Source organism: Candidatus Nitrospira salsa (assembly GCF_965152625.1).
On record NZ_CBCUCO010000004.1, the window covers coordinates 506,498 to 531,711 of the forward strand.

Sequence of the window (25,214 nt, forward strand, 5' to 3'; positions counted from 1 at the left end):
GGATGAGGGAGGATTTTGCAGCATGGCTTGCGTTAAAAGCGACCAAAGGCGTTGGGCCAGGAGCGGTCTCTCGGCTTATCTTGAGATTTGGTTCACCGCAAGCTGTTCAGGCGGCGTCCGTTGGAGACCTCATGGCTCACGAAGGACTCAGTTTACCTGCTGCTCAGCGAATGACACAGCGTCCGGATGATCAAACGCTCTTGGCGATCGAACGGGAAGTCAAGGCCATTGAACAAGGAGCCTTCTCAGTTATCACGATTCTCGATGCTGAGTACCCGTTACGCTTAAAGACTATTTCCGATCCTCCGCCGTTTCTGTATTTGACAGGGCAGCTTGATGAAGTGGATCATCAGGCAATTGCGGTTGTGGGTTCACGGAAAGCGACTCCTGCTGGGTTGGCTTTCACTCGTATGTTGAGCCAGGAGCTGGCGTCAGTCGGGTTCACAATTGTGAGTGGGTTAGCGAGAGGGGTTGATCAAGCGGCTCATCAAGGAGCATTAACCTGTTCGACGGGACGTACGGTAGCCGTCTTAGGTTGTGGTATTGATCGAACATACCCACCAGAGCACAAGTCGTTACGCGAGTGCATCGAACAGCATGGAGCCGTCTTATCAGAGTTTTCACCTGGGGCCGTTCCGCATGGCTATCATTTTCCGCAACGAAATCGAGTGATTAGTGGCATGAGCGTTGGAGTGGTGGTGACGGAAGCAACAGAAAAAAGCGGATCATTGATTACGGCCCGCTTGGCGCTTGAACAGAATCGTGAGGTATTTGCTGTGCCAGGGACTGTGTCGAATGAAACGAGTCGTGGCCCTCATCATCTCATCAAGCAAGGGGCTAAGTTAGTAGAAGGTCTCGAAGATATTCTGGAAGAATTGCTTCCACAGCTTGAAGGTTCGTTTCGGGAACGCTTGAATGCAAGAGAAGATAGGTCCTGTGAACCAATGCCTTTTCTTGATAAGCAAGAAGAAGCACTGTACAACCGTATTTCCTTTGAGCCAATTTCTCTCGAGGAATTACTTTCTCAAGCAGGGTGTTCCCCTTCTGACGTTATGAGTGTTCTGCTGTCATTGGAGATGAAAGGGGTCATTCGTCAGTTAGCTGGCTCCCAGTACATTCGAACGTCTATTCGATAATCGATTATGAAGTCACTTGAAGAGGAGAAGGTGTCAGTGGTGAAATCAGGTGCAAAAAAGACGTCAACGACTAAAAAGTCGCCTACTGCGAAAAAAACGTCCGCAGCAAAAAAATCGTCAACTGTGAAAAAAACGTCAATAGCCAAAAAGTCGCCACCGAGCAAAAAACCGGCGGCGAAACCGTCTGCAGGAAAATCCCTGGTGATCGTCGAATCTCCAACAAAAGCCAGAACGCTTTCGAAATACCTTGGCAGAGGATATCAAGTGATTGCGTCAGTTGGACATATTAAGGATCTTCCAAAAAGTAAACTGGGGATTGACCTCGAGCATGATTTTGAACCGCAGTACGTCGTCATTCGAGGAAAGACTAAAGTCCTGACCGACATTAAAACTCATGCGAAAAATGCCAAAAATATTTATCTGGCCCCGGACCCTGACCGTGAAGGAGAGGCCATTGCTTGGCATATTGCGGAAGAACTGAATGCCAAAGGTCATCAAGTGTACCGTGTGCTGTTTAATGAGATCACGGAATCAGCCGTGAAGCGCGCGCTGGAATCTCCTGGTGTGATTGATATGAAGAAGGTGAATGCCCAGCAGGCCCGGCGAGTGCTTGACCGGATTGTGGGCTATATGTTGAGTCCGCTGCTATGGAAAAAAATTCGTCGTGGATTGAGTGCGGGACGGGTTCAATCGGTGGCGGTTCGTGTGATCTGTGAGCGGGAAGCGGAACGAGAAGTTTTTGAACCGGAAGAGTATTGGACGCTGACTGCGGCATTACAAGGGCAGAACCCTCCCCCATTTCAGGCCAGACTGCAAGAGTTTCGTGGAGAGCGAATTGAAGTTCGGACGACAGAGGAGGCCAATAACATTACACAAGCATTAGAAGCTGCAACCTTTACCGTATCAAATATTGAGCAAAAAGATCGTCGTCGTAATCCGTCAGCTCCCTTTATCACCAGTCGACTCCAGCAAGAAGCGGCGCGAAAGCTTAGATTTTCGGCGAAGAAGACCATGATGTTAGCCCAGCGTCTCTATGAAGGCATTGCGGTCGGTCAAGAAGGGCAGGTCGGGTTGATTACCTACATGCGTACGGATTCCACGAGAATTGCACCGGAAGCGCAGGAAGAATTACGAAACTATATTCAGGGAACCTACGGCGATCAGTATCTACCGGCGAAACCCAATGTCTATAAAACGCAAAAAGCGGCACAGGAAGCTCATGAAGCCATCCGGCCAACAGCTGTTCAACGTGACCCTGAAAGTATTCGTTCCTATTTAGAGCCAGATCTCTTTAAACTGTATAAACTCATTTGGAATCGATTTGTCGCTGCTCAAATGGCTCAGGGCCTTGATGTCGTGACAAAAGTTGACATCCTGGCTAATGAGTATGGATTTCGTGCGACAGGAACTGTAGAGAAATTTGATGGGTTTCGTCGTGTGTATGTTGAAGGTGTCGATCAAGTCACATCTCCGACAATTAGTGAGGCTGAGAGTGTGAGTGACGAGGACATTCGATTGCCTGAACTTTCAGTAGGTGAACATCTGACGCTCGTGCAAAGCGAAGAGCCGGGTTTGCTCTCTAAACAACATTTTACGCAGCCGGCACCACGCTACAATGAAGCTTTATTAATTAGAGAACTTGAGGAAAAGGGCATTGGAAGGCCCTCGACCTATGCCACGATTATTTCGACGATTCAAGATCGACAATATGTCGAAAAAGAAGAGGCGCGTTTTAAACCTACTGAGCTTGGGCGAATGGTGAATGATCGATTGGTGAGCCACTTTCCCGATGTGTTCGATGTGAAGTTTACTGCAAAGATGGAAAGTGAACTTGATGAAATTGAAGAAGGTGAAAAAGATTGGATCTCGACGGTGAAAGAGTTCTACTCGCCATTCGCGAAAGAATTAGGTGTGGCAGAAGAAAAGATGGAAGGGGTCAAAGGCAAGGAAGAGCCAACAGAAATTATTTGTGAAAAATGCGGAAAGAACATGGTCATTAAGTGGGGACGACGTGGATACTTTCTTGCCTGCCCAGGATATCCCGAATGTAAGACAACCAAGCAATTTACAAAGGACGAAAGCGGAGTCATTCAGATTGTTGAAGAAGTTGCTGAAGTGACCGACGAAGTCTGTGATAAATGTCAAAACCCGATGGTCGTCAAACGTGGTCGTTTCGGAAGTTTCTTGGCATGCTCGCAATATCCAGAATGTAAAAGTACAAAGCCGATCAAACTTGGCGTGAAGTGCCCGGTTGACGATTGTAATGGGGATCTTGTTCAGAAACGAACCAAAAAGGGACGGACGTTTTTTTCCTGCAGCCGGTACCCCAACTGTAATTACGCGTTGTGGGATAAACCGGTGAAGCGAGCATGTCCGAATTGTCAGGCGCCATTTTTGGTCGAAAAAATTAGCAAACAAGCCGGAAGTCGTATCTATTGCCAAAAAGAAGGCTGCGGTTATGAAGAGACGGGGTAGTCTAAGTGAATGGTTTATCCACTTCTTGTTTATGAGAGTTTATTATTTGACGTTGTTCACGAACCGTGATGTACCAATTACATCTAAGCCTCCTTTCTCCCTTTCCCAGACACAATCTATCTTTCTCGCGTATTTCCGTCAGTATTTACGTATAAGTCTAGTTCTCAAGCATCCATCAACAGACTGCTCAAGCGTTCTCTAATCGATTGAAAGCTACAGAAACGACAACGATCGTGATTTCAATATTCTGATTCCCTTGATTTTCCCTGTCAGAAAACCTTTCTGTTTATCCTCTAGTAAAAAAAATACAAAAACCGTATCAATAGATGAATAGAATACATCCACCGTTGAGATGTCATTCAACGATCATGTGAAGCCTCTCATCACTCACCCGAAAAGTAAAAAGTTTCTTTACAAGTCATTTCAAGATTCGAGCCTTTCCCTTTATTCGTTAGGTTATTAGTCTGGATATTCAGTTCGTCCGATCAAATTTCATTGTTATCTCAATACATTGAATGCAATGGGTCGTCTTGGCATTGGGCTTGCTCAATTAAGGCTATCAAGGCGTTTACTAATTTTATAACATTTATTTTTCTCGCGTTCTTTATGAGAAGGTACTTATGAGTATCTCTAGGCGTTCACGCAACCTGACAAAAGGTTTGACCACGGGTATTGCCGCTCTGGTAATCATGTGTGGTATGGCATCGACCGCGTCTGCCGGTACTCTCATTTTTCAAGGTAACTTCAATCGGAGCTATTATGGCCACAGTTCGACTGTCGGTAATGGATGGTATGAAACTGAAAAAAGCTATAACGATGTTGCTATTAGTTACAACCACCTCCAGCTTCGAGATTCGCTCTCAGGACTTCCTGATGCGGCGGCCACTCGTTGGATTAATACAAGTGGTTATCAGAACATATCTTTGATGTATGACTTTACGCCTCTTTCTGCCTCTGATTATTCTGACATGCTGTACGTGGACTTTCGAACGTTAGGGAGTAACACCTGGACAAAACTTGCGAGTCATTCTTTGTGAGGATGTGGATGGTCATGGAATACGAAATATCTAGGTTCTTCTGCCACCGACACCAAGCTTCAGTTGCGGTTTTGGACTGATGTCTCGGACTCCTACTCTGGAAACTATGAAGACGCCTACATTGACAATGTTAAACTCTGGGGTGATCCGGTTCCCGTAACCGCTACTCCTGAACCTAGCACCATGGCTTTATTTGCAACCGGTATGGTTGGGATGGGGTTGTGGCGTGCCTGTCGAAACAAGAAGGAGCAAGCCGCCAGTATTGTTTCTGTCTGTCTTAGAAGGTAAGACTCAAATGCCGGGAGAACACAAGTTCTTCCGGCATTTGTTTGTTTAGTCTCAGAGTCAAAGGACAATACTTATGAGAGTTTTTTCACGAACGAATTAGGAAGAAACGACTTTTGGGTTACGATCCAACGGCAGGCTTGACGCCTTTGGTTTGTTGTAGGACTTTCATCGGTTCGCCGGTCCCCCGGATCACGTCCTCCGTGATCAGCACTTCTTCAATTTCCGGGTGAGAGGGAATATCATACATCACTTCCAGCATTTTTGATTCAAGAATGGCTCGCAGTCCCCGAGCCCCGGTTTTTTGCTTATGAGCCTTTCGTGCGATAACGGTTAATGCCCCATCCGTAAATTTTAATTTCACCTTATCGAACATCATAAGTTTTTGATATTGTTTAATGAGCGCATTTTTGGGCTTGGTCAGTATTTGAATTAGGGCTTGTTCATCCAGTTCGTCCAGGGTGGAGATGACGGGAAGGCGGCCGATAAATTCTGGGATGAGTCCGTATTGAAGCAAATCTTCCGGTTGGACAAATTGTAAGAGCGAGGTTGAAGCTTTAACGCGTTTTCCTTTGGTTTCAGATCTAAATCCCATCCGTTTTTGGTTCAGACGTTGTTCTATAATGCTCTCCAGGCCGACAAAGGCTCCGCCGCAGATGAACAGAATGTTATTAGTGTTGACCTGGATAAACTCTTGATGCGGGTGTTTGCGACCTCCTTGCGGAGGAACATTGGCGACGGTACCTTCAATAAGTTTTAGGAGCGCTTGCTGCACGCCTTCTCCAGATACATCACGGGTAATCGAAGGACTGTCAGACTTACGGGTAATCTTATCGATTTCGTCGATGTAGACAATGCCATGTTCGGCTCGTTCGACTTCGTAGTCTGCGGCCTGAAGGAGTTTGAGGATGATATTTTCAACATCCTCACCGACATACCCGGCTTCTGTGAGTGTGGTGGCATCGGCAATGGTAAAGGGAACATCAAGATATTGGGCAAGTGTTTGCGCAAACAGGGTCTTCCCAGTTCCAGTCGGGCCAACAAGAAGAATGTTGCCTTTTTGCAGTTCGATATCATCTAATTCATTTGCGGCAATCCGTTTGTAATGGTTATACACGGCGACGGAGAGAATTTTTTTTGCGCGTTCCTGACCGATTAGATATTGTCCAAGGTACTCATTAATCTCAGCAGGCTTGCGAAGTTTTGATGAAATTTCTTCTTTAGCCTCTTGCCAGTCCTCTGAGATAATGTCATTACACAGTCCGACGCACTCATCGCAAATGTAGACGGTTGGCCCTGCAATGAGTTTCCGAACTTGATCGCGGCTCTTCCCGCAAAAGGAGCATCGGAGGTTCGCGTCGGATTTTGCTTGTTTGGCCATAGTCGCTTCTATAAATGGTATTGAGGTTTACGAAGATTTTCCATTTGTCGCGTCACTATCCGTCTTGCCCTGTTCTGGACTCCGGGAAATCACTTCGTCAATAAGCCCGTACTCCTTGGTTTCCTCTGCTGACATGAAATAGTCCCGTTCCGTATCGCGGGCAATTTTTTCCAAAGGTTGCCCTGAATGTTTGACCATGATCTCATTCAAGCGTTCTCGAATTTTTAAAATTTCTCGTGCTTGAATATCAATTTCAGTTGCTTGCCCCTGAAACCCTCCCATGGGCTGGTGAATCATCACTCTGGCATTGGGGAGAGCAAATCGTTTGCCCTTAGTTCCCGCGCAGAGGAGAAGAGCTCCCATGCTGGCGGCTTGTCCCAAGCAGATGGTAGTAATGGGAGACCTCACATATTGCATGGTGTCATAAATCCCAAGCCCAGCGGTGACGCTTCCTCCCGGGGAATTTATATAGACATTGATATCTTTTTCCGGATCTTCCGCTTCTAAGAATAACAGTTGAGCAATGATGACGTTTGAAAACACATCGTCGATAGGCGCACCCAAAAAAATGATTCGGTCTTTGAGTAGACGTGAATAGATATCGTAGGAGCGTTCTCCACGCGTGGTTTGTTCAATAACCATTGGAATGAGCATACGGTCGGTTCCTCCTCAGGGGCTTTATCGGTTTGCGTATCTGGGTTTCTTAACGGTTTCGGTCCGATGGATTCAATGTATTCTCTTCGAGGTTTCGTCTATAACTTACCCCTGAATCACAGAAAATTGGTATACTAATTGGAGCGCTTTCTCTGCCAGAAGACGTTCACGAAACTCCTCTCGCGATTGCTGGCCCCCGGCTTCAACCATTTTTCGTACTTCTTCCACAGGCAGTTTCACCTGTTGGGCGAGTTTCGTCATTTCTGCTTCAATGTCATCATCTTCGACCGTCAGCCCCTCTTTCTCGGTAATACTTTCAAGGATTAATCCCAGTTTGACCCGTTTCTTGGCTTCAGGCTGGAGCTCTTGTTGAAGACGTTTGGCTTCTTCTTGAAGTTTAAGCGGATCATCGATGCCGCCCTGACCCTTTTGATGTTCGCGTAGCAACTTTTGACGTATCATGGTCTGGAGCTCACGTTCAATGAGAGGCTCTGGAATATCAAAGTGGTGCATGGTCACGAGCCGATCAATGACTTGTTCTTTATAGCCATCTTCGATATCTCGTTTGAGCAACGTATCAAACTGCTCACGAATGGTTGTCCGGAGGTGCTCCAGATTTTCATAGTCTCCGCAATCTTTTGCAAATTCATCATCCAATTCAGGGAGTGTTTGTTGTTTGATCGCGTCGATGGTGAAGCTGAATGTGACGGTTTTTCCGGCCAGTCGTTCATCTGGATGGTTGGCTGGGTATTCTTGTTTGATGTCCACTCTTGACCCGGCGGTTTGCCCGATCAGGTGTTCTTCAGCTTCCACTCCGAGAATCGGTGTTTTTGAGCCAATTTTGTGCAAGTGGCCGGTTTTTTTCGTTCCTTCAACGGGTTGACCATCAAGCAATCCTTCCAAGGTCAAGACGGCATGCATGCCGTCAGCAAGCACGGCATCATCGGGGGCGGCATCAATTTGCGCATGTTGCTCCTGGAGATTTGCCAATGCCTGATCGACCTGTTCTTCAGTGACTGTCCGAGCGTCGGGTTTCAGAGATATCGGGTTGGGGGGTCGATAATCGCCCAGTTTAATTGTTGGTTTGATCTCGACGGTCGCGGTAAAGGTAAATGAAGAGTTGCGCTGTATTTTTAACCGTTCAAATGGCGGGATATCGACAACCACTGGAACGACTCCTGCTTCTTTGACCGCTTGTTGATAAAAACTGGGCACAATCCGTTGGACAACATCTTGTTCCACCATCTTGGCATACCGTTTTTCCAACACGGCAATCGGAGCTTTGCCTTGACGAAATCCTGGGACACGGACTTGACGCTTGAGTTCCCCGTAGACCTTTTGAAATTCATCATTGACGGCATCTTCCGGGACTTCAATTTTCAAGGCCCGTTTGACTGGTCCTAATTCTGTCATTTCCAATTTCATGGAGCAGTAACTCCTCTGCAGTTAGCACGCACGCGATAGGGTTAAATAATGAGTGTATATGAAAAAATAGCTTAAGGCTAAGCCTATGAATACACTATTGAATGCTATGAAAGTCTATTCGTGTGTTGGGCTGGCTTTCCTCGTCTTACATTCAAGCCATTGAGACCTTGTTCCCAAGACAAAGTATAATACCAGCTAATCATCTTACACTAGCCCTATGTGTAAAAACTCATGAGGGCATTGCTTCTTGGAAATTCATTCTCCTCAAATATATCGAAAGGCATATCTAGATGTTAGACGATTGGTTCATGTGGATAGAGTTGTTTTAGGTAAAAACACTCATTTATACCATGGACGACGTTGTATTAGTAATGGTGCGAGAGGGGGGACTTGAACCCCCACGGTTACCCACAAGATCCTAAGTCTTGCGCGTCTGCCAGTTCCGCCACTCTCGCATATTCATTAACATAGTCAATGACTATGTCAGGCTCGAAGGTTGATTCTAATGGAAAATAAGGGACTTAGGAAAGTAGGAACTTTTTGGACTTTCTCTTGAAGCTTTAAGTCAACAGATCTGATTAGATGTTTATGAGCTAGCTGGGACTTCTTGCGAGAATTTCCTGAGTAGAGTATGGTAACACTATTATGGCACTGGAAAACCTTTATCAGGATATCTATCGTACGTTTATGGAAAGCCGGGACGAACACAAGGGCTATGACTTTCAAGATTCATCAGCCGAAAGTGTCCCGCCACGGCAGGTTACATTCAAGGAAAAGCTCAAATGGTGGACGTTTAACCGCCCGAGTCGACTCAAGAAAATTTCCCAAGAGCGAGACCAGATGCAACAAGAAATCTTAGCCTTGAAACACCCACCTCAATCATCTCGTTAGGAATCAGTTTCCTTAAGAGTTCGTGTAGAAATACCTTCACATGTTTGAACGTCGATCCATCCCATCCTGCCGCGTTACTTGTCTCTCACATACCGAAAAGTATGCACAGTGCTTGCGCTTTGCCTTGCATGCGTCTCAGCACCAACACGTGCAAAGGGGTTTTTGCGCGAATCCTTAGGATCTCTTTCGTGTCAGAGTTTATTCAGGCTACCACTCAACTCTATAAGCAGGCCCTGCAGGCTACCATTCGCTCGTTTCTGCGGGGGTGGGTGATGACGCTGGTTGTTGTGGGTTTTGCCATGCTGATGATGGTAGTGACCTTACTGGCTTCGTCGTTAGGCATGCTTGGTGGCTTGATTGCCGGTGCCGCTAATGCATTTGTCATTGGTGCAACGTTATATCTCGTTGAACAGGTTGTCCTGGGGGCGAGGAAGATACAGTGGGAGGATATACCGCAAAGTGCAGGTCAATATTTTTGGGATGTGATTTCCGTTGGATTTCTTGTGTGGTTTCCTCTCATGATGTTGGAAATGGCCTTGCAGGCAAATCCCTATCGTCCCGTCCTGACTACCGCGGTGTTCTTTCTTGTCTTCGTGTTGTTAAATCCCGTGCCGGAAGTCATCTATCAACGTCGGCAAGGTTCAGCTATGGAAGTGGTTCGGGAAAGCTATGAATTCGTTCTTGAGAACTGGATCGAGTGGTTTTTACCTATTGCCATTCTGTTGGCTCCCTTTGGCTTGTCCTTCTTTTTTGAATTTTCCAGCCAAGCCGGAATGAGGGGAGGTCTCGATTTCTTTCAAATTTTCACCGTACCATTTCGATTGTTGACAAGTTGGCTCGAGTACTTTGGGATTTCCAACGCCGGAAGTTCATTCTTGATTATTCTTAGCACGCCGATCCTCGGCGTGCTCATGTTGATTTTTCGAGGGCATCTGTTTTCAGCACTCCATGGGTCGACAAGGCGACAGCGGCAGTTTCAGGCCCGTTCGCGCCCTCAATAGTCTGAGGAGGGTAAAACATGTCGTTGAGGACAGAAGATGAATAGATTCGGGTAATTTAGTTGCTTGTCGCACTGTAGGCCTCGTGGTAAGATCGCTTTTCTTTAGAGGCGTTGGATTGACCACTTCCTTGCTGTCTCATTTCCACGATTATGAGGAAGAGCTGAGTTGTGAAAGACGGTCTTGGCATGATACCAAACTAGAGAATTCTTTGTGCATTGTGGAGAGGTGCGAGAGTGGCCGATTCGGCGTGATTGGAAATCACGTGTGCCGGCAACGGTACCGAGGGTTCGAATCCCTCCCTCTCCGCCATAGTGAAATAATGAAAATAAAAATCGAAAAAATATCAGTAATTTGATTTTGTGTTTTACACTTTACCTTTTTATTTAAGGATTTCCGTGAGAAAGGGGCTGGGCCCTGTGCAACAGAATCCTGTGAACTCCGCCAGGTCCGGAAGGAAGCAACGGTAAGCAGGCTAGTCTGGGTGCCGCAGGATCACCTGGCCCCGATTTTCAAGTCAAATAACCAGAAAAATCAAAACATACGTACCAAAATGGTTCTGAGTCGAGTTCCACTTTTCATTTTCCACGTTTCACATTAGTAGAAGTTTATGGAATATCAGGTTTCCGCCAGAAAATATCGGCCAGGTAGTTTTCATGAAGTTATTGGACAACCTCACGTCGTCCAGACCATTCAAAATGCTATTGGTCGAGAACGAGTGGCTCATGCCTATGTCTTTTCCGGCATGCGGGGGGTGGGGAAAACAACTGTAGCGAGAATTGTGGCTAAAGCACTGAATTGTGAAAAGGGGCCTACCGGCGAACCCTGTGAGGTCTGTGCGAGTTGCGATGAAATTACTCGAGGGCAGTCAGTTGATGTTATTGAAATCGATGGAGCATCCAATACTGGAGTGGATGATGTTCGAGAATTGCGCGAAAACGTGAAGTTTGCTCCATTTCGTGGGAAGTATCGTGTCTACATTATTGACGAAGTTCATATGCTCTCCAATTCGGCATTCAACGCCTTATTGAAGACACTTGAAGAGCCACCGAGTCATGCCGTGTTTATCTTTGCGACAACCGAAGTCCATAAGATTCCGGCCACGATTTTATCGCGTTGCCAGCATTTCACGTTTCGGCGAATTTCGCGATTGGAGATTATTCGCCAATTGCAGCACGTCGTTAACGAAACAGGAACGTCTATTGAAGAACGCAGCTTGGCGTCGATTGCGAGGGCCAGTGATGGCAGTATGCGTGATGCCTTGAGCTTACTGGATCAAGCAGTGGCATTCGGGGGAGAAGCTGTGCGACATGAAGATCTTGAAGCTTTATTGGGCTCTGTCCCGGATGAATTGGTACGAAATCTGGTAGACGCACTGATTCAGCAAGATGCGGCGGCTGGAGTGACCTGTGTGGCACAGGCATTTGATCAAGGCTATGAACTCCGAATCTATTGCCGAGAGGTTGTCGAACGTCTTCGAAATGTTCTTGTCGCAGCCGTGGTGTCCTCTCGTGAACAGGTCCAATCCTTAATTGAACTGCCAAGCGAAGAAGTCGAAGTCACCATGAGTCAAGCACAACAAGTGAGCGAAGCTTTTTTGCAGGAGGTCTTTCAGATTTTTTCGAAAACTGAAGATAGTCTGCGGATGAGTGCGCACCCGCGATTTTTATTAGAAGCTGCAGTCGTTCGAGCCACTCAATTAGGAAAGGCTTCCCCTCAAGAATCTAAGCTGGAAATTTCTCCTGCATCTGCGCCTTTGCCGCGTCAGCCAATCTCGAACGTTGCAAATCGTTCTGCCCTTGACACCTCTTCTGTGCATACTCGAATACCGCAGCCTGCCAAGCAGGCTTCTCATCGTCCGGAACCGTCGCCTCAGTCAAATAGTCGTGACCGTTCTCAGATGGAACGCAAGGTGACCACAAGGCCAGAACCAACGAGCAAGCCGATACCAGCGAAACCATCAATGGGAGTCGGTGATGCGCAAACGCCTCAAAGATTTGAGGCAGAGCCGGTTACAGCGAAGTCGCCAGTGGACTGGGAAAGTGTGATGGATCGGTTGATGAAGGACCATCCAAACATCGGGACATTTGTCGAGATGGGAACGTTGGTGCAAGTCGATCCTGAGCAGGTCGTTATCGGGTATCCCAAGAATGCTTCCGTTGCCAGATGGCGAACCGATAAACCTGAAAATCGAGCATTAGTGGCGAAGGTGTGTCAGCAGGTATCAGGGCATACCATCAATGTCCGTGTGGTCGAACTCGATGGCACGAAGCCGGCGGCTCCGACGATCGGACAGAAACGATCGCAACATCAAGATCAGGAAGATCAAAACCTCATAGACGAAGTGCGTGCGAATCCGATCGTAAAACAAACCCTTGAGATGTTTGGTGGCGAAGTGGTCTCGGCCCACCGTGTTTCCCCAAAAGAGGAGAAAGCTTAATGTCAAAAAATCCATTTGGTAATATGAGTAATATGTTGAAGCAAGCCCAAGCCATGCAGGAGCAAATGGGGAAAATTCAGGCAGAAGCTGCGACCAAGGAAGTTGAAGCCTCCGCAGGTGGAGGCATGGTGACGGTGAGAGTCACTGGCGCGATGCAGATTGCAAACGTGACCATTGACCCTGAGGTGATGAAGTCCGAAGATCGCGACATGCTCCAAGATTTGTTAGTGGCGGCGACGAATGAGGCGTTACGAAAAGCCAAAGAAATGATGGCTGAAGAGATGAAGTCGTTGACCGGTGGTCTGGGCATACCTGGTATGTTTTAGTCTCAACAGGAGGAATACGTGTCAGGTATTATTGCCGAAAAAGGTTCAGGAACTGGCCGTCAACAAGGTGGATTTTTAGCGCGTCTCGCAAAAGAGTTTGTGCGGCTTCCCGGCATTGGGCAAAAAACCGCGCAACGGCTAGCGTTCCACATCATGAAAGCGGAAAAAGAAGAAGCCTTGCGTTTAGCTGATGCGATTCGGGATGTCAAAGAACGCGTGGCCTTTTGTACGCAATGTCGAAACATCGCAGAAGAGTCGTTGTGTGATATTTGCCTGAACCCGAAGCGTGATCGAACAAAAATTCTTGTCGTCGAAGAGCCCAGCACCCTCCAAGCCATTGAGCAAAGTAAAGCTTTCCATGGGTTGTATCATGTCTTATTTGGGGCGTTGTCTCCCTTAGATGGAGTCGGGCCAGCCGACATTCGAGCGCATGAACTTGAAGAGCGAGTGAAGGCTGGAGAAGTGCAGGAAGTCGTCATTGCCACTAATCCCACCATCGAAGGCGAAGCCACGGCTATTTATCTCACCAAAATCCTCAAGCCACATGGCGTACGTGTTTCACGGATCGCATATGGTATCCCCGTCGGTATGGACATTGAGTACGCCGATGAAGTTACGCTGTTGAAGTCGATTGAAGGTCGTCGTGAACTCACTTAGTTCGTATCTCGTCGTTCGTGCCTGCGCGCTGTAGCGCTTGCAACCTTCGTAGCCACTTCGGCGAAGTAGACACGGCGCGCAAGCGTGAATCGTATCTCGTATTTAGTTAAATAAACTTGGAGAAGTACTCTTGCGAGATACGAGCGACTATAGCGAAACCCCATAGATTGGAAGTTAGTGTGCTTGGACACGATACATGCAAACCCTCGCGTTTCTCACATACATTCGACATCGTCACTCAATAATCCTACTGATTTCCGGATGGCAGGTGTCCAAATCCAGCCGATTCAAATAAAACAACTCATCGCGAAACACCGCTTCACACGTACGGAAACTAATTGGAACGGCTATAGGACGATTCACGTTTTTATGTCATTGGAACTCCCAGCCAAATCGAAAACTGTTCTAGATCGGCTTGCCACTCTCGTTCGTAATGACTTTCAGTTTTCGCAAAGCCTACCAATTCTTTGACTGCCAGGTTACGAGTTGCTTCATCCTGAATCTCATCTGCAAATAACTTGGGTATCATAAACCCCTGCGTCAGCCGTACGAGATTTTCTTGCTCTTGAGTCGTGAGGGCAAGATGCTTCAGCGCTTTTTTCAATTTCCGTAATCCCGGATCTCTGGCCTGATCAATGGCACAGGCGAATAGTCCTCCGATGTTGTAGCGCTCACTGGCGGAGAGTCCGTCTTTTTTCGCGGCCTGGGGTATGGACGATCGAGATGCTGTTGCGGCTTGTGTGCTGAGGGGTGTTGTGTGAGTTTTCGCGGAGGATCTTTTGGGGGTTTTTCTCGTTCGTTTGGTGGACGGTTTTGCTTGGGGTTTGGACCTGACTTTCTTGAGTCTGGCTACTTTCGTACTTTGGGTCGTGGGTGTTTTCTTTGTCGACGAAGGACTGGACTTTTTTTGAGTCTTTTTGGTCGAAGCAGGCTTTTTGGTGGCTTGTGCCGTCTTGGGTTTTGTCTTTGCAGCAGATTTCGGTGTTACCTTGGAGGTCGTTATTTTTTTAACACTCTTTGTTTTTGGCTTAGTTTTACTTTTGGCTAAAGATGTTTTTTTCGTTGCCGCAGTGGCTTTTGGCTTAGCCTTTTGACCCTTTGAGGAGGTGGTAGAGGGTGAACTCTTCTTGTTCGACGAACGGGAAGTCTTCTTCTTCGCCATGAATACTCCTTTCCCTGGAGGCAGTGGTATGAGGGATTGTACGAATGATGTGGTTGTTTATTTTACCGTCGACTGGGTGACACTATAACGAGCCATGACTTGATCGAGCAAGAAGTTCTCAGCATTTTAGAAGGCACAAGGCATAAAAAATGTTTGACCGCATGACACAAGCAAGTGAACGTATATGAAGGATATATACAGACTTGCCAAATTTAGTAAAAATTGAGAGGGTAGAGTTGAAATCCGACGTCGACAGGAAGGTAACCCAAGGAATACAAAAAATGTCGCTCGAATATACCCGACTTCCTGTTTTTATTTCATACGCTCACAAAGACAATCAGGGTTCTGATCCAAGTAAGTGTTGGTTGGATCGTCTTCTTGAGCAGTTGAAGCCTCTAGCGTTGCAGGATCAAGTATGTACTTGATGGCGATTTGGGAGGAGGCCTTGGGGCCGAACCACCCGAATGTGGCCACGAGCCTGAACAGTCTGGGGGGACTTTATCGTGCCCAGGGCAAGTATGCGGAGGCGGAGCCACGCTATCAGCGAGCGCTAGCGATTTTACACCGTACGTTGGGGCCCGATCACCCGAATACCATTCTAGGAAAAAAAACTATCGGGCTTTATTGAAGAAAATAAACGAGAGAAAATAAAGTACAACCATTGAATGCCTTAGTTTATTGATTCATAGAGGGCTTGGGATCAGTCCTTCGACTCTTCGACCAGTACACTGTGAGTCAGCCGAACAACTCAGAGCTCAGAATGATTTTTCTTATCATTCATGGTGAGCCTGTCGAACCATGTCTCTAGCTCTTGATTGTTCCGACCCTTCGACAGGGTTATTATGTGCAAGTCGAACAGCTCAGGGTGAACATGAAAAGTTAAAGATTTTTTTGGTTTTCTTCAATATCCCCTTGCTATCAAGGCGACACGCCGCTGTTCAAGACAATTTCACAAATGTGGTCTAATCGTTCAATATGTTCATAGGCTGACCAGGGATCCGAGGCCATCGAACAGACGCCATGATTGGCTTGGCCCACAATATCGAAGTTGCCAAGGGGATTTGTGTCGGTGACGCCTAATGCATGTGCAGTGGCATCGCCCAGTTCTGTGCTGATAGCTGGCAGCATGGGAACGCTAGGTCCTATGCGGGTGTATCGATAGATTTCAGGAAAGTCTTTGCAGATTTTCTGTAAATCAAAGCCTCGATACATTGCTGCGACGACATGTGTGGGATGTACATGCACAACCGCCCGTGTTTTGTTCATCCCCTTGAGTAACAGATAATGCATATGGAGCTCACCCGATGGATTCGTATCTTTCGGGATCTGCATGGATCCATTGGCTAATTTGATTTTAACCATGTGTTCTGGGTGAACAATCGTTTTGCGCCATCCCGATGGCGTGATATAGATATAGACACTTCTGGCGCGTCGCAAGCTGCAATTCCCATCTCGTGATGTAATCCATCCTCGTTCATAACATCGTCGTAAAACATCGCCAATTGCTGTAATCATGGGTGTTGAACTCCTTTTCGTCCGTATTTCGTTGCGCGTGCCTGCGCGCTGTAGCGCTTCGGTGCGCAAGCGTGAATCGTATCTCGTAAAAAAGACTAAAGACTCTTGAGTCGGCTAGAGGTTCGTGATGGAGATACGTGCAGTTCACTGTTTCCGTTTGATATTCCACTATTGCTGACTTGAAGTCTATAGGGAACATGATTAGGCAAGAAGTATAGAGGAGAGGTAAAACGTCTGGCTAGGAGAAGACGAATAGATTCACTTTCTTCAAGGAAGTCATCACAGTTGCTTAATGACGTATCCTTTTTCTTGTAGCATGGCGAGCAAGCCTTGTTTGCCAAGTAGGTGGAGGGTGCCGACCACAATCATAGCGGTTTCATGTTTCTGCAGGTATGACTCGAAATGCGGAAGCCAATTGTTGTTTCGCTGGGTAATCAGTGCTTCGTAGACTTCCGGGAATTTCTTCATATTCTCTAACATCACTTCTAAGCCTTCAATCTGCCCATGTGTCCAGGAATTGACCAATTGGTGTGTTTGTTGTTCAAGAATGTCAATTTCGTCAAGGGTTTGAAGCAGAAACTGTTCTTGAGTCTTAGCCGACAAACTATCAAAAAGATTCAGTTGATACTCAACCGTCTCAAGGCCTTCGACAGTTTTCCCCTGGGCTTTCGCCCTCTGAAAAAAATGCTGATCGACTCCATGATCTGTTCCAAACCCCAGTTTCTGTAGCTCCAATATGGTGATCGTTGTGGCCAGCATCCAGGGTTTCATGCGGTTAAACATTTCAATGCTATACCCACGATTTTTGAGTTTTGATTTGGTAAAAGCAAAATTTCCTGGCGAAAGTGCATCTCTCAATGTCCGGCCGTCTGTATATAGGCCTTTGGTTAAGGAACGTTTCTGTGTAAGAGGGGAAGATATTTCATCAAGGTTTACCTCGAAGACAAGGTGCGAGGCCGACTCAAACGCCTGATTAATTGTATCGTGTAATGGATAATTCTCTTGTTTGAGAACGTGGATAGAACCTAAGAGATAGATCGTATTGGGACCTGAAGTCACGCTCCATAAGCAACTTGTTGCGTGAGTCTGTCCAACGTCATTAGCCTGTAGCGAGTGTGGCAAAAGGAGTTGAAGCGTGAGTGCAATTAGGATCAATCGAAAGAGACTTCCCGGTTGTTGTTGGAATCGCATAGGTGAAATCCTTTTCAAGTCATCGAGCGAATGATTTTTTATTGACGGAACAGAGGCCTGAGTCTCAATTGTCAATATGGATGGTGCTATGTGATGTTGTCATGAAAATCGGTTGAAATGCTCTGGATCTTGCTGAGAAAGGACTGGAGAACAAGCAGAAGGATTGTTGTCATAGTGGATGATTCTGTCGATGCACAGATGACAGGCACGTCGTCGTGTAAAGGCGAATGCGCGGGAGAACTTTTTCATAAGAAAATGATTATGGTGACAATTATGTTGTGAGCGGAGCAGACTGTCCCCATTGTTCAGTAAATACGAAGTGCGATAAGGGATGCCGTGTGCGTTGAGCTGACTCTCGTTCTCGCAGCTCGTCTGATAAGCTCTGAGGGTCCCCCATATAGCCAATTGCCAACCCCGTTACCGCTTCATGGTTTTCGGGAATGTTGTAGAGTGACTTCGCAACGTCGGGAAAAATTCCAGCCATTTGATGGACTCCTAGTCCTAGATCTGTCGCCTGTAAGACCAGATTTCCTACGGACAGCCCAATGTCATGGAAGGCATGGCGATTGGGTTTTCCATTGTGTGCAAATGTCAGTTTGGCCACAGTAATCATTAGGACAGGGGCATGCTTCGCCCAATGTTGATTCGCTTCAGCTAAACAGGTGAGCATTTTTGTGTGCTCGCCCTCTTGTTGTTTGGTCGCCACGAGAAACCCCCACGGCTGTTCATTAAAACATGAGGCTGCCCATCGCGCAGCTTCCAGAAGGCTTTGGAGTGTTTCTTTCTTCACCACGTCGTTTGCGAACGCTCTGGGGCTCCATCGTTCCTGCATAAGAGTATGAATAGGAAATTGGGTTTGTGCAGACTTTTGCATATGATAATCCTCTACGTGATAAATATTAACTGAAATCTGGATAATGACGAGAATGTTGATGGAAGAACTCGTCTTGTTGAGCAATTCTCCACATTGGATCCGTCACGAGGGTGAGTTGGAGGTATCGAGGATGTGGTTGAAGGTCCTTTGTCAAAATGGTCGATTCGAGCGTATCTAAGCAAGTGGAATCATCGTCGAGGTTCTGTAAGCGACCGGTATCAGAGAGAAATAAAAAGTCGGTGTCCCAAAAATAGAGATCAACCATTTCTTGAAAGTCAATATTTTGAAGTCGATACGCTGAAATGGTCAGACTCTGGTCCTCTTCTTGTGCAGCCAGGTCATGATGCACCGCACAATAATTTTTGAGACATTCATAGATCAAGAGACAATGATAATCGTTCAGCCGGTACACCGTGTCTGTTTGGCTAGCGATACATAATTGTTCGATGGTGACAAGTGCACTATAGGGTGTGAAGATTTCTGACATCCGACCATAGCCTGCTTCCCAGGTATCGATATCATTTTCCATGGAAATACGTGAAATTTCCAGACGTTCCGATTCAAGTGCGTCATGAAGGATTGCTTGAAAGACGGAGTCAGGTTTTATTTGAAAGTACAGCATCGTACGTCTCAATGATGAGCTATGGGAGGTTTGCCCTGAGACACGTCCCTATTCGAAGCAGTCAGCCAATCGTGAATCATGCGGAAGAGTCTGTCAACATTGAAGCGGTGAGTTCGAGTAACTCTTGCATTTTAAAGGGCTTTTTAAGGGTGTGATTTGCCCCTACCTGTTTTGCAAGATCAAGGAGATTGACGTGGATATGTTCGCCTCCTCCTGATATCGCGATGATTTTAATGGCTGGAAAGTCACGACGCAGTTCGCGGATGGTTTCAAACCCTTCTTTCCCTGGCATGAGCATATCCAAGATGACTAGGTCTGAGGGGGCCGCTCGGTACTGTGCGGTGCCTTCATGTCCATCCCGGGCAATATGGACTTGGTACCCGGCCACTTCAAAGGCTTCACGAAGCACTCCACACACTTGTTGGTCATCGTCAATAACTAAGATTGATGGCATGAGTGTTAAGTTTGTCTTTTTGTCATATTCTTGCGTTGAAGTTCGTTCGTGGATTGTAGCGCGTTAGCCATAAAATAGAAACTTAACGTGTTATTAAAAGGAACATAAAGAATCGAAACGGGAGGAGCGTGTGGCCGCACATGCCCAGGATATGAGGTACGTACCGCTGCGTGAGCCTATGGCTTGAGACTGCGATGATAAAGGGGCGAGTTTCTCTGAAATGACGGAATGGTGGCTATACGGAAAACGGTATAATGCTTGTCTTCATCAGGCCGAAGGGGCTTTTTCTTTATGTTGTGAGTAATAGGGTTGTTCGTCAAGAACATGTCGAACGATAGGGGCTAAGTCTCGAATGGCCAAGGGTTTCATTAAGTAGCCACGAATGCCCATAGACTTAGCTTTTTCAGCCGAAACAACATGGCTGAATCCTGTACAAAGGATAATCGGGAGTTCAGGTCTGATACGGAGGAGCTCACGAGCCAAGGCATCTCCGGGCATGGTAGGCATGGTCTGGTCTGTAATCACTAAGTCGAAGCGATGTGGGTCGCTGCGAAACAAATCTAAGGCCTCGACGCTGCTCGTCCGAATGGTCACGGTGTAACCTAGGTGAGTCAAGAGTTCTTGGCCAAGCCGTACGATAGTTTCTTCATCATCGACAAAGAGAATACTTTCTTTCCCATTTGGGATAGAGGCTTTGGTAGAAAAGACGTCCCAGATCGCCGTCTGGATGGTCGGAATATACACTTCGATTTTCGTGCCGATTCCTGGTGCGCTTTCGACTAAAATACTTCCGCCATGTGTCGTGATGATACCGTGCACAACCGCCAAGCCCATTCCTGACCCTTCCCCTGTCGGCTTGGTCGTGAAAAACGGATCGAACATTCTTTCCACCACTTCTGCCGTCATGCCTGGTCCACTATCCTTCACGGTTAGTCGCACATATGGTCCAGGTTTCAGGTCTAAATGGTCGGTTGATATCGTATTTTTTATTTCCACATCCTCCAACGTCAGGTCCAGGAGTCCACCACTTTCTCGCATGGCATATTCGGCATTGGTACACAGGTTGACGATGACCTGATGGACTTGTGTGGCATCGGCCAAAACTGTGGATTGCGAGTAGATATTTTGTCGAATTTCAACGGTGGAAGGTATGGTCGCTCGAAGAAGCTTGAGAGCTTCTTGAACAACTTGGTGAATGTCGATGGATTTCCGCTCTTGCCCGCTTTGCCGGCTAAACGTGAGAATCTGTTGAACGAGATGTTTTGCCCGGTGGCCTGCGGTCAAAACCTCTTGAAGATTTCGATTCGTTCGACTTTCTTTTGGGACGGTCGCAATGGCTAATTCTGTATATCCGAGGATTGCCGTCAGGATATTATTGAAATCGTGCGCAATGCCTCCGGCGAGAGTCCCAATGGCTTCCATTTTACTCGACTGACGGTATGTTCGCTCAGTCTTTTGAAGCGCCTCTTCAACCCGCTTTCGGTCTGTAATGTCTTCTTCTATGCCAGCGATTCGATAGATGTCGCCTTCCTCATTTTTAATAGGAAAGGCCCGAGATTCGATCCATCGAATCGACCCATCAGGTCGAATGACACGGTAGGACTCATGGTACGTCCCTTGAATTTGCTTTGGAATGGCCAGCTGAATCCGTTCACGATCATCCGGATGAACGGCTTCAAGGAAGCTGGACGGATTCTCGCATAAGCTGGCACACGTCCTCCCCCAAATTGCCTCGTAGGCTGGGCTGACATAAAACATTTGAGTTTTGTCGGCGGACGACAACCAAAACACTTCATGGATGTGTTCGGCCAGCTGCCGAAAACGCTCTTCGCGTTCTTGAAGCGTGGCCGTTCGTTCGGCGACCGATTCTTCCAATTCTCTTGCATACTGGTCAAGTTGACTGCGCATGGCTCGTTCGACTTGACGGAGGAGCTCGCCGGGGCGTTGTCCCTTCTCAATATAGGCGAAGGCTCCCAAGTTGACGGCATCCTTTGCAGAGTCCAATGAACTGTGCTCGGTATAAATAATTACACGTATACCTATGGTCGCAGCCCGTAGTTCTTCTAGGAGCTGAATGCCGTTGTGGTCGGGCAGGCGTAACTCAATGATGGCCAACCCAAAGTTATCTTGTTTAGCTTGTTCGACTGCCTCTCGAGCGGTCCCTACTCCGATGACGTCATACCCTTCATCCTTTAACTGGTCCATGAGGGTTGCTCGTTGGACCGGTTCTTGTTCAACAATGAGGATGCGGGATAGGTGAATACGCTTTGTCATGGAATAGTCCCTTCCATTTATCTCAAGCCGTGACCAGTGTCGTACCTGTTTCCACTCGTGACAATCTTAGAATCATACCAGCCTTAAGATGATGAGTCACTCTTTTTTCTCTTTTAACGCGATTTGGGAAAATTGGATAACCAGTCCATGAGAAAACGAATCTCAAGTCGGAGAGAGGTTCATAGGGAACGATTAGGGTGTATGAAGAGCAATAACTGGATCAATTGATGCGGCATGTCGCGCTGGAATGACTCCGGAACAGATGCCGGCCATGGTGCTGACGAACAGTGCGGCAAGGACGTAAAGAAGGTGGGGATGAACAGGAATTCCTGGAATGAAAGTGGGGAGGATTTGAACACAACTCAAACCGAGTGCTAACCCTACGGTGCCTCCGATGGTGGAAAGGGCTATCGATTCACAGAGAAACAACTGATAGATTTGTCCTGATGTAGCTCCGGTGGCCTTCAAGAGTCCGATTTCTGCCGTCCGCTCACGCACGACCATCCACATAACCGTCATGATGCCAATAGCGCCGACAATCATTGAAATACCGGCAATGACGGCGACTGCGACGGTAATGACATTCATGATGTTATCCATCGTCTCAAGCATGGCCGCTTGAGTCACGATCGTGAAATCTTCTTCGCCCCGATGTCGATCCATCAGCCGATCTCGAATCTGTTGCGTGATGGTCTCCAATTGGCGACCGAATCCAAAGGCCACTTGTATTTCCATCAGTTCGTCCATATTGAACATCGTCATCGCCGAAGCGACAGGCACATAGACCGCATCATCAATGTCGAATCCCAAGAGATTACCTTTAGGAGTCATAACGCCGATGACTCGAAAACGATATCCCGCAATGCGAACGAAACTACCTAAGGGCGAGGCGTCACCAAACAGTTCGGTTTTCAGCTTTGGTCCAAGGACTGCGACAGATTGTCGGCGAAATGGATCTCCCTGTGGAAGAAAGCGGCCAGATCGCACAGAGAATTTCCAATGTTCCGGCATCTCCGCGGTTACTCCAAAAACAGATACGCTCCGTCCCCGACCTTCAGTCTCAACTCTGGCATTGCCCACCGACAATGGAACCACTCGAATAATTCCATCAAGCTGTCGAAGGGCTTGGGCGTCTTGGATCGTCAATTTATGCGTTGTGCCACCGAGAACGCCTGGGATGCCAACGGTTTGAGTTTTCCCTCGTGTAATGGTCAGGAGGTTGGTGCCAAATTGGGTAAATTCAGAAAGTACATAGCGGCGAGTGCCTTCACCAATCGATGTGAGTAAAATAACCGTCATGACGCCGATCGCAATGCCAAGCAAGGAGAGGCCTGTACGGGTTGGTCGGGCCGTAATCGCGCCAAACGAAAGGAGCAAGAGGTCTTTCAGTCTCATGATGTGTGCTGCTCCAGTGCGTGGATGGGGTCAAGCCGTCCCGCACGACGTGCGGGAATCAATCCGAACACGACACCGACGACGATTGAGACCAGCACTGCGGAAATTGAAGCCCAAAGGGGAGTAGAAGCTGGAATGGCCGGATAGAGTGAGATCAGGCCTTGTACGATCACCCATCCGAGAGCAAGCCCGATCATGCCTCCAGCTAAAGAAAGGATGATGGCTTCGATCAAAAATATCAGTAAAATTTGACTGCTTCTCGCCCCCAATGCTTTCAAGAGCCCAATTTCTTCCGTACGATCCGACACGGCGACGAGCATGACATTCATGACTCCAATTCCGGCGACGGTCAGCGAAATCAATCCAATGGCTGCTAAGCTGAGTGTCAAGGCATTGAGGATGGATGAGAAGGTGCTGACGACCGCCCCTTGCGTGATGCACGTACTGTCATCTTCTCCATGACGTTGAGCCAGTACTGAGACAATGTGGTTACAGGTCGTCTCCAATTCAGACACGTTTCGGACTCGAAGAAGGATACGATACAAAGAATGACGGTTCAGGAGCTGCATACCTGTCGCCACTGGGACAATCACTAAATCATCCATATCCATACTTAATTGTGTACCGCGGGGTGCAAGGGTGCCAATCACTCGCATTCGCCAGTCTCCGACACGAATCAATTGTCCCAATGGCGAAGTGTCAGGGAAAAGTTCCTGTGCGACGCGGTGTCCTAGGACGACAAGAGGGGCGCCTCGTTGTGGATCTCCTGTTGGCAGAAATTGTCCCCGTGCCATGCGAAGATGTCGTGCCTCTAGAAAGTCAGTTGTGGTGCCGACAATCGGAACCTGCCGTCGTCGTTCGCCATAGTGAACCGTTTCCGTGCCCATTGAGATCGGGGCGAGTAATTGAATCGAGCGAATGCTTCGACGGATGACCTGGCTGTCCATGATGGTCAAGTCATGCGGGGCTCCTGCGAAACCGGGAAAGGCCCCGGTGGTCTCGGTTTTTCCCGGTATGACAATCAGTAAATTGCTTCCGATCGACATGAACTGGTTGACCACATAGCGTCGTGCACCTTCTCCTAATGCCGTCAGGACGACGATGGCCATGATGCCAATCGCAATACCGGTCAAACACAAACCGATACGGATAGGATGACCTTTGAGTGCGGCCCATGCGAAACCTACGAGATCTCTAGCGGCCATGGTTAATCCGGGTTACGATGAAGACGGAGCCGTCACTGAAGTTCTGTTCTTGATGTTGTTTGAACTGGTTCGTTGTACGATGTGCCCATCACTGATCACCAGAACACGTTCCGCACGATTGGCGACATCGATGTCGTGTGTGACCACAATGAGCGTATGTCCCAGAGAATAGAGTCGATCAAGAAGTCCGAGTATTTGTTTCCCTGACTCACGATCTAAATTCCCTGTCGGTTCATCGGCTAAAACAAGCTGGGGGTTCATCACGGTGGCCCGTGCAATCACGACTCGTTGGCGTTGACCGACAGACAATTGATCAGGGCGATGGTGTGACCGTGGTGTCAGTCCGACCGCCTCCAGAGCAGTGGCGACTCGTTGCTGACGTTCCTGAGGCGCGATACCGGCAAAGATCATTGGGAGTTCAACATTGCCAGCCGCGGTGAGCCGTGGAATGAGATGAAATGATTGAAAAATAAATCCGATTAATGATTGGCGCAACTTTGATAATTCGGCGTCGCTCAGCGTGTTGATATCTTCTCCGTTCAGTTGATACGATCCTTCCGTTGGACGGAGCAGACAGCCCAATAAATTGAGTAAGGTCGATTTTCCTGAACCGGAAGGCCCCATAATGGCCACGTATTCTCCCGTCTTAATGTGTTCAGTGATATCGGCCAGGGCATAGACCGGTTGATCCCCGACTTGGTAAATCTTCGAAACTTGATGGAGATTAATCACTCGGATACCTGTAATCTAAATATTGGATGTATTATTACCCTTCATGCCCAGTGAAGCTCTCTATTCGAGTCAGGTCCTCGACAAT

The 25,214-nt window shown here is 47.5% G+C and carries 23 protein-coding genes, 2 tRNA genes and 1 other RNA gene; 12 read left to right on the plus strand and 14 right to left on the minus strand.

Translation table 11 applies throughout. The features are described 5' to 3' along the window. The first annotated feature begins 2 nt into the window (after window positions 1-2). The 4 genes from dprA to ACWQXP_RS16440 all read left to right on the plus strand — a co-directional run bounded on the left by dprA (window position 3) and on the right by ACWQXP_RS16440 (window position 4,936). Window positions 3-1,136 carry a DNA-processing protein DprA gene (dprA, locus tag ACWQXP_RS16425; protein ID WP_454063949.1) on the plus strand — a complete coding sequence of 378 codons (1,134 nt, stop codon included), beginning with the start codon at window positions 3-5 and terminating at the stop codon, window positions 1,134-1,136. A gap of 6 nt (window positions 1,137-1,142) precedes the next feature. After that, the gene (gene topA / locus ACWQXP_RS16430) at window positions 1,143-3,611 is read left to right on the plus strand and encodes a type I DNA topoisomerase (RefSeq protein ID WP_454063950.1); all 2,469 of its coding nucleotides are present in this window, start codon (window positions 1,143-1,145) and stop codon (window positions 3,609-3,611) included. A 620-nt stretch (window positions 3,612-4,231) separates the two neighbouring features. Continuing rightward, complete coding sequence (locus ACWQXP_RS16435) at window positions 4,232-4,648, plus strand: hypothetical protein (protein WP_454063951.1); 417 nt, start codon at window positions 4,232-4,234, stop codon at window positions 4,646-4,648. Window positions 4,649-4,711: 63 nt separating this feature from the next. Beyond that, entirely contained in the window at window positions 4,712-4,936 is a 225-nt protein-coding gene (locus tag ACWQXP_RS16440; RefSeq protein ID WP_454063952.1) for a PEP-CTERM sorting domain-containing protein, read from the plus strand. Window positions 4,937-5,054: 118 nt separating this feature from the next. Here ACWQXP_RS16440 and clpX read toward each other — a convergent pair whose 3' ends face one another. The 4 genes from clpX to ACWQXP_RS16460 all read right to left on the minus strand — a co-directional run bounded on the left by clpX (window position 5,055) and on the right by ACWQXP_RS16460 (window position 8,848). Then, window positions 5,055-6,314, minus strand: coding sequence for an ATP-dependent Clp protease ATP-binding subunit ClpX (clpX, locus tag ACWQXP_RS16445; RefSeq protein ID WP_454063953.1), 1,260 nt, complete (start codon window positions 6,312-6,314; stop codon window positions 5,055-5,057). A gap of 27 nt (window positions 6,315-6,341) precedes the next feature. Next, complete coding sequence (gene clpP, locus ACWQXP_RS16450) at window positions 6,342-6,968, minus strand: ATP-dependent Clp endopeptidase proteolytic subunit ClpP (RefSeq protein ID WP_454063954.1); 627 nt, start codon at window positions 6,966-6,968, stop codon at window positions 6,342-6,344. Window positions 6,969-7,073: 105 nt separating this feature from the next. Further along, complete coding sequence (tig, locus tag ACWQXP_RS16455) at window positions 7,074-8,393, minus strand: trigger factor (RefSeq protein ID WP_454063955.1); 1,320 nt, start codon at window positions 8,391-8,393, stop codon at window positions 7,074-7,076. A 372-nt stretch (window positions 8,394-8,765) separates the two neighbouring features. Further along, window positions 8,766-8,848: transfer RNA gene (locus ACWQXP_RS16460), tRNA-Leu, on the minus strand. Between the two features lie 190 nt (window positions 8,849-9,038). Here ACWQXP_RS16460 and ACWQXP_RS16465 point away from each other — a divergent pair. From ACWQXP_RS16465 to recR, 7 genes are all read left to right on the plus strand, one after another. Continuing rightward, a complete protein-coding gene (locus ACWQXP_RS16465; RefSeq protein ID WP_454063956.1) occupies window positions 9,039-9,284 on the plus strand; it encodes a hypothetical protein in 246 nt (81 codons plus the stop codon). Window positions 9,285-9,472: 188 nt separating this feature from the next. Beyond that, on the plus strand, window positions 9,473-10,285 hold the full coding sequence (locus ACWQXP_RS16470) for a hypothetical protein (RefSeq protein ID WP_454063957.1): 813 nt from the start codon (window positions 9,473-9,475) through the stop codon (window positions 10,283-10,285). A 219-nt stretch (window positions 10,286-10,504) separates the two neighbouring features. Beyond that, window positions 10,505-10,594 (plus strand) — tRNA-Ser (locus ACWQXP_RS16475). A gap of 96 nt (window positions 10,595-10,690) precedes the next feature. Beyond that, window positions 10,691-10,790: signal recognition particle sRNA small type (gene ffs / locus ACWQXP_RS16480), an RNA gene on the plus strand. A gap of 102 nt (window positions 10,791-10,892) precedes the next feature. Further along, window positions 10,893-12,722, plus strand: coding sequence for a DNA polymerase III subunit gamma/tau (dnaX, locus tag ACWQXP_RS16485; protein WP_454063958.1), 1,830 nt, complete (start codon window positions 10,893-10,895; stop codon window positions 12,720-12,722). Continuing rightward, complete coding sequence (locus tag ACWQXP_RS16490) at window positions 12,722-13,048, plus strand: YbaB/EbfC family nucleoid-associated protein (protein ID WP_454063959.1); 327 nt, start codon at window positions 12,722-12,724, stop codon at window positions 13,046-13,048. Before dnaX ends, ACWQXP_RS16490 begins: the two co-directional genes overlap by 1 nt. Window positions 13,049-13,066: 18 nt before the next feature. Continuing rightward, entirely contained in the window at window positions 13,067-13,705 is a 639-nt protein-coding gene (gene recR, locus ACWQXP_RS16495; RefSeq protein ID WP_454063960.1) for a recombination mediator RecR, read from the plus strand. A gap of 367 nt (window positions 13,706-14,072) precedes the next feature. Here the strand turns inward: recR and ACWQXP_RS16500 are convergent, their stop codons facing one another. Continuing rightward, the gene (locus tag ACWQXP_RS16500) at window positions 14,073-14,867 is read right to left on the minus strand and encodes a hypothetical protein (protein WP_454063961.1); all 795 of its coding nucleotides are present in this window, start codon (window positions 14,865-14,867) and stop codon (window positions 14,073-14,075) included. Window positions 14,868-15,282: 415 nt separating this feature from the next. On the opposite strand from ACWQXP_RS16500, the gene ACWQXP_RS16505 reads away from it, so the two are divergent. Then, the gene (locus ACWQXP_RS16505) at window positions 15,283-15,495 is read left to right on the plus strand and encodes a tetratricopeptide repeat protein (RefSeq protein WP_454063962.1); all 213 of its coding nucleotides are present in this window, start codon (window positions 15,283-15,285) and stop codon (window positions 15,493-15,495) included. Between the two features lie 290 nt (window positions 15,496-15,785). On the opposite strand, the gene ACWQXP_RS16510 is transcribed toward ACWQXP_RS16505, so the two are convergent. The 9 genes from ACWQXP_RS16510 to ACWQXP_RS16550 all read right to left on the minus strand — a co-directional run bounded on the left by ACWQXP_RS16510 (window position 15,786) and on the right by ACWQXP_RS16550 (window position 25,129). Continuing rightward, window positions 15,786-16,382 carry a class II aldolase/adducin family protein gene (locus ACWQXP_RS16510; RefSeq protein WP_454063963.1) on the minus strand — a complete coding sequence of 199 codons (597 nt, stop codon included), beginning with the start codon at window positions 16,380-16,382 and terminating at the stop codon, window positions 15,786-15,788. A 279-nt stretch (window positions 16,383-16,661) separates the two neighbouring features. Next, window positions 16,662-17,573, minus strand: a complete 912-nt coding sequence (locus tag ACWQXP_RS16515) for a TraB/GumN family protein (RefSeq protein WP_454063964.1) — start codon at window positions 17,571-17,573, stop codon at window positions 16,662-16,664. Window positions 17,574-17,844: 271 nt separating this feature from the next. Next, entirely contained in the window at window positions 17,845-18,447 is a 603-nt protein-coding gene (locus ACWQXP_RS16520) for a nitroreductase family protein (RefSeq protein WP_454063965.1), read from the minus strand. 25 nt (window positions 18,448-18,472) lie between these two features. Continuing rightward, entirely contained in the window at window positions 18,473-19,069 is a 597-nt protein-coding gene (locus ACWQXP_RS16525; RefSeq protein WP_454063966.1) for a hypothetical protein, read from the minus strand. Between the two features lie 76 nt (window positions 19,070-19,145). Continuing rightward, window positions 19,146-19,523 carry a response regulator transcription factor gene (locus tag ACWQXP_RS16530; RefSeq protein ID WP_454063967.1) on the minus strand — a complete coding sequence of 126 codons (378 nt, stop codon included), beginning with the start codon at window positions 19,521-19,523 and terminating at the stop codon, window positions 19,146-19,148. A gap of 267 nt (window positions 19,524-19,790) precedes the next feature. Further along, on the minus strand, window positions 19,791-21,797 hold the full coding sequence (locus tag ACWQXP_RS16535; RefSeq protein ID WP_454063968.1) for a response regulator: 2,007 nt from the start codon (window positions 21,795-21,797) through the stop codon (window positions 19,791-19,793). A 192-nt stretch (window positions 21,798-21,989) separates the two neighbouring features. Further along, complete coding sequence (locus ACWQXP_RS16540) at window positions 21,990-23,192, minus strand: ABC transporter permease (RefSeq protein WP_454063969.1); 1,203 nt, start codon at window positions 23,190-23,192, stop codon at window positions 21,990-21,992. Next, complete coding sequence (locus tag ACWQXP_RS16545) at window positions 23,189-24,397, minus strand: ABC transporter permease (RefSeq protein WP_454063970.1); 1,209 nt, start codon at window positions 24,395-24,397, stop codon at window positions 23,189-23,191. The genes ACWQXP_RS16540 and ACWQXP_RS16545 overlap by 4 nt, the downstream gene beginning before the upstream one ends. A gap of 12 nt (window positions 24,398-24,409) precedes the next feature. Beyond that, window positions 24,410-25,129, minus strand: coding sequence for an ABC transporter ATP-binding protein (locus ACWQXP_RS16550; RefSeq protein ID WP_454063971.1), 720 nt, complete (start codon window positions 25,127-25,129; stop codon window positions 24,410-24,412). Window positions 25,130-25,214: the final 85 nt, after the last annotated feature.